Below are 10,000 nucleotides of genomic sequence, written 5' to 3' on the forward strand. Positions count from 1 at the left end.
ACTATTTGCTTTCCGGCGGAAAATATCGTATCTTTGTAACAGCCAAGCGGGACTTTCCATCGGAAAATCCCGCTTTTTCCGTATTTTCAGGGCCTTTTTGTGCGGATTTCCACCCTATTTTTTCATGTAATTCCCCGTATTGGATTTTAAATTCGAAGTATTCGTGTTAAAAATCCGATACGGCTTTTTCATTTTCCTGTGCGGAGAACCTATATTTTAACACGCTCAAATGTAATGGAAAGTTAAAAAAGTTAATTCGAAAAACAGCTTGGCAGGGTACGGTTTGTGCGTGAATCCCTGAAAAAACGCGGTGTTCATCGCTCTCCAACCGTGGTTTTTAAGCCGTTGAACCAGAGAGAAACTAAAAAATGTGATATGGTTTTCTTCTTGAGAAAAGTTTTATTTGTAAATTTGCCGCCGAATATTTACACATTATTGTTAATAAAAACAGACTATAAATGAAAAATCTGCTAACGGCAGCGGCCGCAGGCTTCGTGTCTCTGACGCTTCTTTCATCCTGTATTCAGGAAGAAGCGCCCAACGCAGAATGCGACATTACGGGTGTGGAAAGCCAATGGCTTGGTTCCAATCAGCATATACTCATCGGTGCCCCTATCGTGACAAACGATCATGTTTCTTTCAATATCAAGAAAGGTACCGACCGTTCGGCAATGGCGCCACGCTTTGACCTCACGCCCGGCGCGCGCCTGCTCATGGAAAAGGACGGGCAGGAAGTGGAGGCCAACGGTGTGACCCGCAATTTTTCCTCGCCTCAGGTTTACACTACCCTTTCCGAAGACCTCAACTGGCGGAAGGATTATATCGTGTCGTTCAACTATCCCACCCCGATAGCCCGCTGCGGTTTTGAGCATTATGAGCTTGACAAGTCCGGCCGCTATCAGGTGTGGTATGACGTAGACATGGCCGATGTCGACAATCCCCGCCGCGACTATTGGGCCACCGGCAATGCCGGTTTCGCCCTCACGGGACAGGGAAAGGCACCGGCCGATTATCCTACGGCTGTCGATCCCGTCGGCGTGGAGGGCAACTGCATCAGGCTCGTGACCCGCGATACGGGATCTTTCGGTCAGGGAGTGGGCATGCCCATTGCGGCCGGAAATATCTTTATCGGTGAGTTCCGTGTGGCGCAGGCCATGCTCATGCCGCGCAAGGCCACCCGCTTCGGCCTGCAGCTCGTGGGCGGCCGCCCGCTCCGTCTCGAAGGATATTATAAGTACACTGCCGGAAAAGTGTTCACCGATGTGAATCAGAATGTACGGCCGGAATTGCACGACACGTGCGACATTTATGCCGTGCTCTACGAGGTGGACCCTGAGAAATTCGTGGCCCTCAACGGCGACGACGTGCTTTCATCCGACCGGATAGTGTCGATGGCACGCATCGACAATCCCGGCGAACCGGCGGAATGGAAGCATTTCAGCGAGCCTTTCCGCCCGATGAACGGCAAGCGTTTTGACGAGAACCGTTTGCGTGCCGACGGCTATGCCATTGCCGTTGTTGCCACTTCGAGCCGGCAGGGGGCCTATTTCGAAGGCGCTGTGGGCAGCACGCTCTACGTGGATGAGTTGCGCATCGTTTGGGAAGGGGAGGACGACTGACCTCTTCCGGCATTGCCTTGTGAAAATTGGAAAATATCCGGCGGAATGAAGATGCGCAATCTTCATGAAGACCGGACAAAAGTAGGATAGAGTGCCTGAAAATGATAAGGGAAAAGCTAATGCCGAATCCCTCTTTCCGGCAGTCGTGTCAGACAAATTGAAGAAGTAATGAGAAAATTATTCATTTTTGCCATCGCCGCTTTCATGTCACTCTCCGCAGTGGCACAGACCGGCTCCGCGCCTGTACCTGCAGAAACCGCGAAAGATACCGACAACAATCTCATTAAGGCCGCCCTCAAGGGGTGGCATCTCCACCTCGGGGCAGGATTCAACATCGGCGGTGCCGCGCCGCTGCCGTTGCCGCGCGAGATAAGGAGCATAGAAAGCTATAACCCCATGCTCAACATCGCCCTTGAGGGGGATGTGCATAAAAAAATCAACCGGTCATCGTGGGGTGTGATGCTCGGCCTGCGGCTGGAAACAAAGGCCATGAAGACCGATGCTGTGGTGAAGAACTACCACATGGAGGCTGTCAGTGCCGACGGGGCCGGAAAAATAAACGGCGCATGGACAGGACACGTACGCACCAGAGTGGACAACACCTATCTCACCTTCCCCATGCTGGCCACTTACACCATCAGCGACAGGTGGCAGGTGCAGGCCGGGCCTTATCTCTCGTGGATGATGAACGGCAGCTTCTCGGGCGAGGCCTACGACGGCTACATCCGCGACATTGACCCTACGGGGGAGAAGGCGGAGGTGTCGAGCGCTACGTATGACTTCAGCAAAGACCTGCGCCATTTTCACTGGGGCTTGCAGCTGGGCGGGGAGTTCAAGGCTTACAGGCATCTGGCGGTGACGGCCAATCTCCAGTGGGGGCTGAACGGCATATTCCCGTCTGACTTCGAAAGCGTCACTTTCTCGCTCTACCCCATATATGCTACCGTGGGCTTTTCCTATCTCTTCTGATGCCTGACGGGGGATGCGGGGAGGGAGCGTCGGCTGTTCCTCCTCCCAAAGAGCATCCGGCAGTAATGGGCCGGACCGTTATCCGGATTATGGAGTTTATCGTGTGAACAATAAAAAACTTATTAATTCAATTTATTCATTTATTAATTACGTTTATGAAGAAAATTTTACTCACTCTTTTGGCCGTGCTTTGTCTCGGTGCAGTGACTTCAGCGCAGAATCTTCAGAATGTCATCGGAAAATATCACGGTGACCTGTACATACAGCTTGAGGATCCCATTGACGACACTACCGAACCCATCAAGGGACAAAGCATCGACATCTTGGCCTCTGAGAATGGCGGTAAGGTGGATTTTGCCATCTATAACTTTGGCTTTTCAGGTTTGTCTTTGGGTGATATCCTTCTGCCTGCCATCAGCATCAATGAGGGCGAAACCGTTACCTTTGCCGAAAATCCCAAGGTAAGCCTTTCATTCCTCGGTGGCGACATCATGGCTACGGCCAATCTCGACCACACCACCAGCTATATCAAGGGCGATTCCATCTACGCCGACATCAATGTGTCGTGGCTGATGGACGAAACGACCGAAGTGCCCATATACGTGCGTTTCGTAGGTGCCAAGCCCAGTCTTTACGCGCTTTTCAACGGCAACTTCAACGGTGATTGGGAGGAATGCTCCCCTTGGGACAGCCAGAATGGTTTCTTCGACTGGGGTTCTCTCGAAGACGACGCCTGGCAGATCATGAACTTCACGCGTGACCAGATGGTACAGCCCAAAGGTTGGGTGATTTCCAATGTCACCGGCCTCAATGGTCTTGGTGCAACGCTTGTGGGCAAGGCCGATACGCTGAGTGCGGGCGATTATGCCGTTACTCTGTCTAACAATCCTAATCCTTTCATGTCCACCCAAATCGTTCCGGGATATATGAGCCTCGGCACGACCTGGGCAACGGCTAATGCTATGGACCTTGCCGGCACAGCCGACGGCGGTGCTTATGGCGGTGTGAAGTTCGTGGGCCGTCCCGACGCCCTGACCTTGCGCTACAAACGCTCGCACGGTACGGCTAATCCTACGGAGCGTGCCTCTGTGGTGGCTTATCTTTGGAAAGGTACTTATACTCAGGCCGCCGTGCCGGGTAATACCGGTTTCGGTACTACGGTGTCTGTTGACATGATTGACCGCGACCGCAATATTCTCGGTAAGGAAACGACTGTGGGCGGTGAGGTGACCAAAACCGACGATGCCGCTTGTCTGGCTGTTGTCGAAAAATACATTGAGGGCGACGCCGCAGAATGGACTGAGCTGACGGCTGAGTTCGACTATGCCGACTTTGCAGGTACGGACGTACGTCCCGAGAAACTGAATATCGTTATCTCTGCCAATGACTATTTTGCCGACCGCAGTCTCATGGGACAGGGCAACTCCATTACCGTTGACGACGTGAAGCTCGTTTACTGGCATGCTCTGAGCAGCCTGAGCTATGAAGGCGCCAGCATAAAGTTTGACGAAGCCACAACGGAGTATGACCTCTCTGACTTGTCTTATAACGCCGCGAAACTTTCTTACACAAAGAAAGGACAGGGTGCGACTGTCACTACGGCATACGATGAGGAGACCGGACGTCTCACCATCAGCGTGAAAGCCGACGACATCAGCGTCAATCCCAAGAACGTTACCGATTATGTGCTTCAGTTCAGTACAGTATCTGCAGGCATTGAAAACGTTACGACTGCCTCTCCTGCAACTTCCGGCGTTTACACTCTCAGTGGTGTGCGCGTAGCCGACAAAGATGATGCCTCTCTCCCCAAAGGAGTATACATCATCAACGGCAAGAAAATTGTAAAGTGAAAATTTGAAACTACAACTTTATGAAAAAGTTTTTAATAATATCACTGCTCACCTGCACCTTTACGGCGCAGGCGCAGTATTTGCCTAATAAAGGGTTTGAAAATTGGAAGACATCCTGTGGATCTTCGTATCAGGCTAGTACGACTATAGGCGGGGAGTCTGCAAATCCTGCCGGATTACGTCAGCGTCCGGGGATTGAGCCTGAGGATTGGAATGGTACTAATGTCAATCAAAAGGTGCTAATTGAAGCAAAGGAGCCGAACCTTGTTACAAAAGGTAATAGAGGTACTGAATCAGAGCCGAATTTCTATGCTAAATTAACAAATTATTGGGTTGGAGCGGGATCTATTGGCGCTACAGCTCCTGCCTATCTGACTTTTGGTACCCCTTGGTCTTATGCTGCAGCAAAAGATCAGGATGGTGGAACTTTTGGAGGTGTTTCATTTACGTATAAGCCTGATGCTATTAAAGGTTTGTTTAAAAGAGAAAATGTTTCAGGCAAATCAGAAAAGGCACATATTATAGTTTATCTTTGGAGAGGAACTTCCAGTTCTCAAATAGGTAAATTAGGAGGTGGAAAGGTGACTCAAGAGGATGTAGATAGAGCCATATTGAGTAAACCGAACGCAGGAACTATTGGAGGGGATGGTCAGCTCATCGCTTCTTGTGACCATGAGTTTTCAACAACGGAAAATGATGATTGGGAAGAAATAGAGGTTCCTATTGTTTATGAAAGTAATGAGGCTCCCACTAAAATGAATGTGGTGATATCAAGTGCCGACTATTGGACAAGGAGTAATATTGTCGAAGGTAATAAAGATAATAAATTGGGCAGTATCTTGAATGTAGATGATGTTCAGTTTGTTTACTACCATGCTCTCACCGATTTGAAGTATGACGGTACAACCATCAGCGGCTTTGATGAGGCTACTACCTCTTACGACATGTCAACTGTCGTGTATGATGCTTCTAAGTTGAGCTATACGGTTAAGGGAGCTGGCGCTTCAGCCGAAACTTCCTATGATGCCAATACGGCTGTCCTTACAATAACGGTTAAAGGCAACGATTATGAAGCCAACAACAAGAGTGTGACGGTTTACACCATCAAGTTCAAAAAAGCTCCGGAAGTAACAAGCTACACCAATTCACTGCTTGTGAATGTTGCTGGTGGCAACGTTCCGGCTCAGGAAAACACCGTTATTAAAATGATCCGGAATTTTGAACCTGAAAGCTATAGCTTCTTGTTGGAGGATTTCTCTCTGACGGAAGATCTTCCTATCGGTGATATTCAGATAGACAACCTGACGAGGACTGAAAAAGACGGTAAGGTGTCTTATACCGGTAAGCAGACAATAACCATATTGGAAAATATGGATGTGGAGGTAACTGTCAGCGCTACGGTAACAGGAAATAACATGACGGCTCATATCTATATTCCGGTAGAAGGAGTAGGGGATGTGAATGTCGATTATGCACCGGCCCTGAATATCTCTTCCGACAAGACACTTTCAGTAACCCAAAGCGGTGATTACATTGTAACGCTCAACCGTAACTTCAAGAAAGGCTGGAATACGTTCGCCTTGCCGTTTGCCACTACTTCGGCGGCTTTGGGAGAAGGAGTCAAGGCCCAGGCTTTCATTTCGGCCAGTGAAGCTGAACTGAACTTTAATATTACGGAAAACCTTGAAGCCAATACGCCGTACCTCGTTTACTTCCCAGAGGCAACCGTCGAACCGCTTTACTTTGCCGCTACTGTGGACGCTGCGGCTACCGCCAATGATGTGGCGCATGGCAGTTACACTTTCAAGTGCAACTATGAGGCTGACTTCTCCATGAATGGAAAATATGGCGTGGCTGAGATTGACGGCGTGCAGAAGATAATGCTCGGCACAGCTGGCTCTACCCTCCTTGCCACAGGTGCTTATTTCACTTCCGATTCAGCCAAGGCCAATGGCATGAAGATAAATATCGGCGGTCAGACCACCGGTATAGGTAGTCTTACAGACGGCAAGTCCGCAGATGAGGCCGTTTATAATCTTCAGGGAATAAAAGTTACCTCAGGTTCCCTCAGCGGATTGTCAAAAGGCGTGTATGTTAAGAATGGCCGGAAGGTTATTGTAAAGTAAAAACAACATAATATATAGTAAAATGAAAAAGTCATATTTATCCCCCCATTCTGAGGTTAACGAGCTTTTCGTGGAAACACCGATTCTCGCTGCTTCTGATTTTCCTCAGAGTGGTGACAGTCCGGTGGATATCGCACCCGATGGTGAGCACAGTGGAAGTTTCCAAAGCGGCCATAAAGGTTGGAACTCTTCCAACTGGTCGGAATGAAAGGATAGTCATAGCGCTTTATGCGCCGTCCTGACACAGAATCTCCCTCGCAGCACACTGTGAGGGAGATTTCTTTATATATAATATATAGTATACTCAAATATGTTTTGTGTTGAAATCTACTTTGTTTTCTATGCGCGGTAGTCTTTTCTAAGATGAGACAATCGTTTTTTTGTTCATGGGTTCTCTCCCTGATTTCCGTTCCTTTTCCACACGGGATAGTTTTTTACATTCTTTTTTTCTTTAGCTTTTCTTTCTTTGTTGTTTTATTTGTGTGATGTGTGTATTTTATTTCTTTTGTTGTATATATGTGTTTATCAGTTGTTTGTATTGTTTTGTGTATTATGTATTGTAAATTATTTTAAATTTTTCTTGTAAAAAGTTTGGTTATGAATTATAAAGTTTGTACTTTTGCACTCGCTAACGGGAACTACAGAGTGGTTCTTCCGGTTAAGAGTGATCTTTGAATAGAAATTCCATAAACTTTATTTGCAAGAGAAGTACAAGAGATTAGGAGCGCCGCTGTCTGTCGTGATGTTTTTTTATGTCCGATATTCGGCTGTCGTTCCGGGTAAATTGAACTTCCCGTCGATATAATTACGTATAGCTTCAACAGATCCGTTCCGTTTTTTGACGGATGCCAGCCGTGTTCGAATGATTCAGAATAAAAAGAAAAGATATATTTTACAATGAAGAGTTTGATCCTGGCTCAGGATGAACGCTAGCTACAGGCTTAACACATGCAAGTCGAGGGGCATCATGGCGGTCGCTTGCGACCGCTGATGGCGACCGGCGCACGGGTGCGTAACGCGTATCGAACCTGCCGCATACCCGGGGATAGCCTTGCGAAAGCAAGATTAATACCCGATGTTCTCACTGTTCCGCATGTTACGGTGAGCAAAGAAATTCGGTATGCGATGGCGATGCGTCCCATTAGCTAGTTGGCGGGGTAACGGCCCACCAAGGCTCCGATGGGTAGGGGTTCTGAGAGGAAGGTCCCCCACACTGGAACTGAGACACGGTCCAGACTCCTACGGGAGGCAGCAGTGAGGAATATTGGTCAATGGACGCAAGTCTGAACCAGCCAAGTAGCGTGCAGGATGACGGCCCTCCGGGTTGTAAACTGCTTTTAGTTGGGAATAAAAGGGGGCTCGTGAGCCCCGTATTGTATGTACCATCAGAAAAAGGACCGGCTAATTCCGTGCCAGCAGCCGCGGTAATACGGAAGGTCCGGGCGTTATCCGGATTTATTGGGTTTAAAGGGAGCGTAGGCCGGCTTTTAAGTCAGCTGTGAAAGTCCGCGGCTCAACCGTGGAATTGCAGTTGAAACTGGAGGCCTTGAGTGCACACAGGGATGCCGGAATTCATGGTGTAGCGGTGAAATGCTTAGATATCATGAAGAACTCCGATCGCGAAGGCAAGTGTCCGGGGTGCAACTGACGCTGAGGCTCGAAAGTGCGGGTATCAAACAGGATTAGATACCCTGGTAGTCCGCACCGTAAACGATGAATACTCGTGTCCCGCGATATATTGTGGGACACTTAGCGAAAGCGTTAAGTATTCCACCTGGGGAGTACGCCGGCAACGGTGAAACTCAAAGGAATTGACGGGGGCCCGCACAAGCGGAGGAACATGTGGTTTAATTCGATGATACGCGAGGAACCTTACCCGGGCTTGAAATGTGCAGGACTCAGGCAGAGACGCCTGTTTCTTCGGACCTGCATGTAGGTGCTGCATGGTTGTCGTCAGCTCGTGCCGTGAGGTGTCGGCTTAAGTGCCATAACGAGCGCAACCCTTCTCCCCGTTTGCCATCAGTTAATGCTGGGCACTCCGGGGATACTGCCATCGTAAGATGTGAGGAAGGTGGGGATGACGTCAAATCAGCACGGCCCTTACGTCCGGGGCTACACACGTGTTACAATGGGGGGTACAGAGGGCCGCTATCCCGCGAGGGTGCGCCAATCCTCAAAACCTCTCTCAGTTCGGACTGGAGTCTGCAACCCGACTCCACGAAGCTGGATTCGCTAGTAATCGCGCATCAGCCATGGCGCGGTGAATACGTTCCCGGGCCTTGTACACACCGCCCGTCAAGCCATGAAAGCCGGGGGTGCCTGAAGGCCGTAGCCGCGAGGGTCGGCCTAAGGCAATACCGGTGATTGGGGCTAAGTCGTAACAAGGTAGCCGTACCGGAAGGTGCGGCTGGAACACCTCCTTTCTGGAGTGGACCGGTTGGTCGGATTAATTGTTTATTATACAGATGGACTCGGGACAGTTTGATGTCACCTTGTTCTCTTGCTTCTCGGCAATGAAGTTTAAAATGGATATAGCAAGCTTTAAGAGAAAGATGATGCCGGGCCTCCCGCCCAGAGTCCGCCTTATTTCGGCCGGGTTCTTAGGTGTTGTTCTCTGCCAGTCCTATAGCTCAGTTGGTTAGAGCGCCACACTGATAATGTGGAGGTCGGCAGTTCAACTCTGCCTGGGACTACTCGCTTTCCGTATTTGTTCGGATGGCATTGGGGGGATTAGCTCAGCTGGCTAGAGCACCTGCTTTGCAAGCAGGGGGTCAACGGTTCGAATCCGTTATTCTCCACTCTGGATATCGCTCCGGTATTTCCGGCAGCATTGTCCGTACGTTCTATGACATATTGTGACACACAAGTAGAAACAACTGAAAGTTAAATGAATTAGACGAAAGGTAAAACGAAGTGCGACTTCCAATGTACCGGCCTTTCCCGTTTTTCGGGTTTGAGGTACGAAGTAATGAAGGGCGTACGGTGGATGCCTAGGCTCTTACAGGCGATGAAGGACGTGATAAGCTGCGAAAAGCCGCGGTAAGGCGCAAATGGCCTTTGACCCGCGGATCTCCGAATGGGACAACCCGGCAGTCTGAAGGACTGTCATCCGGCGGATGCCGGAGGCTAACGCGGGGAACTGAAACATCTTAGTACCCGCAGGAAAAGAAAATAACAATGATTCCCCCAGTAGTGGCGAGCGACCGGGGATAAGCCCAAACCCATGGGGTTCCGGCCTCATGGGGGTTGTAGGACCACGTTGTCATACGTGTTATCGTGAGAAGAACGTTCTGGAAAGTTCGGCCGTAGCGGGTGACAGCCCCTTATTCGAAGCGATGACCGGTGTAGTGGTATCCTGAGTAGCGCGGGACACGTGTAATCCTGTGTGAATCCGGCGGGCCCATCCGCCAAGGCTAAATACTCGTAAGAGACCGAT

5 protein-coding genes, 2 tRNA genes and 2 rRNA genes (1 of these 9 cut by a window edge) are annotated in these 10,000 nt (G+C 49.6%); all 9 read left to right on the top strand.

Annotated elements, in window-relative coordinates; translation table 11 throughout:
* The first annotated feature begins 458 nt into the window (after positions 1-458).
* Positions 459-1,619 carry a PCMD domain-containing protein gene (locus C5S62_RS10365; RefSeq protein ID WP_104405311.1) on the top strand — a complete coding sequence of 387 codons (1,161 nt, stop codon included), beginning with the start codon at positions 459-461 and terminating at the stop codon, positions 1,617-1,619.
* Positions 1,620-1,787: 168 nt separating this feature from the next.
* Complete coding sequence (locus tag C5S62_RS10370; protein WP_104405312.1) at positions 1,788-2,588, top strand: porin family protein; 801 nt, start codon at positions 1,788-1,790, stop codon at positions 2,586-2,588.
* Positions 2,589-2,743: 155 nt separating this feature from the next.
* The gene (locus tag C5S62_RS10375; RefSeq protein WP_104405313.1) at positions 2,744-4,438 is read left to right on the top strand and encodes a calycin-like domain-containing protein; all 1,695 of its coding nucleotides are present in this window, start codon (positions 2,744-2,746) and stop codon (positions 4,436-4,438) included.
* Positions 4,439-4,458: 20 nt separating this feature from the next.
* Complete coding sequence (locus C5S62_RS10380; RefSeq protein WP_104405314.1) at positions 4,459-6,564, top strand: calycin-like domain-containing protein; 2,106 nt, start codon at positions 4,459-4,461, stop codon at positions 6,562-6,564.
* 22 nt (positions 6,565-6,586) lie between these two features.
* The gene (locus C5S62_RS10385) at positions 6,587-6,772 is read left to right on the top strand and encodes a hypothetical protein (RefSeq protein WP_104405315.1); all 186 of its coding nucleotides are present in this window, start codon (positions 6,587-6,589) and stop codon (positions 6,770-6,772) included.
* A gap of 686 nt (positions 6,773-7,458) precedes the next feature.
* Positions 7,459-8,987: ribosomal RNA gene (locus tag C5S62_RS10390) — 16S ribosomal RNA — on the top strand.
* A 196-nt stretch (positions 8,988-9,183) separates the two neighbouring features.
* Positions 9,184-9,257, top strand: a tRNA-Ile gene (locus C5S62_RS10395).
* A 31-nt stretch (positions 9,258-9,288) separates the two neighbouring features.
* A tRNA-Ala gene (locus tag C5S62_RS10400) sits at positions 9,289-9,362 on the top strand.
* Between the two features lie 160 nt (positions 9,363-9,522).
* Positions 9,523-10,000 (top strand): 23S ribosomal RNA (locus tag C5S62_RS10405); it runs 2,410 nt beyond the window's last position.
* The 16S and 23S rRNA genes sit together here with 2 tRNA genes alongside, the layout of an rRNA operon.

The sequence above is a fragment of the Prevotella sp. MGM2 genome (assembly GCF_002933955.1).
Classification (GTDB): Bacteria; Bacteroidota; Bacteroidia; order Bacteroidales; family Bacteroidaceae; genus Alloprevotella.

What these genes read in the sequence shown, in the direction of transcription:
- C5S62_RS10365 (WP_104405311.1), top strand. Translation starts at nt 459, where the DNA reads ATGAAAAATCTGCTAACGGCAGCGGCCGCAGGCTTCGTGTCTCTGACG.
- C5S62_RS10370 (WP_104405312.1), top strand. Translation starts at nt 1,788, where the DNA reads ATGAGAAAATTATTCATTTTTGCCATCGCCGCTTTCATGTCACTCTCC.
- C5S62_RS10375 (WP_104405313.1), top strand. Translation starts at nt 2,744, where the DNA reads ATGAAGAAAATTTTACTCACTCTTTTGGCCGTGCTTTGTCTCGGTGCA.
- C5S62_RS10380 (WP_104405314.1), top strand. Translation starts at nt 4,459, where the DNA reads ATGAAAAAGTTTTTAATAATATCACTGCTCACCTGCACCTTTACGGCG.
- C5S62_RS10385 (WP_104405315.1), top strand. Translation starts at nt 6,587, where the DNA reads ATGAAAAAGTCATATTTATCCCCCCATTCTGAGGTTAACGAGCTTTTC.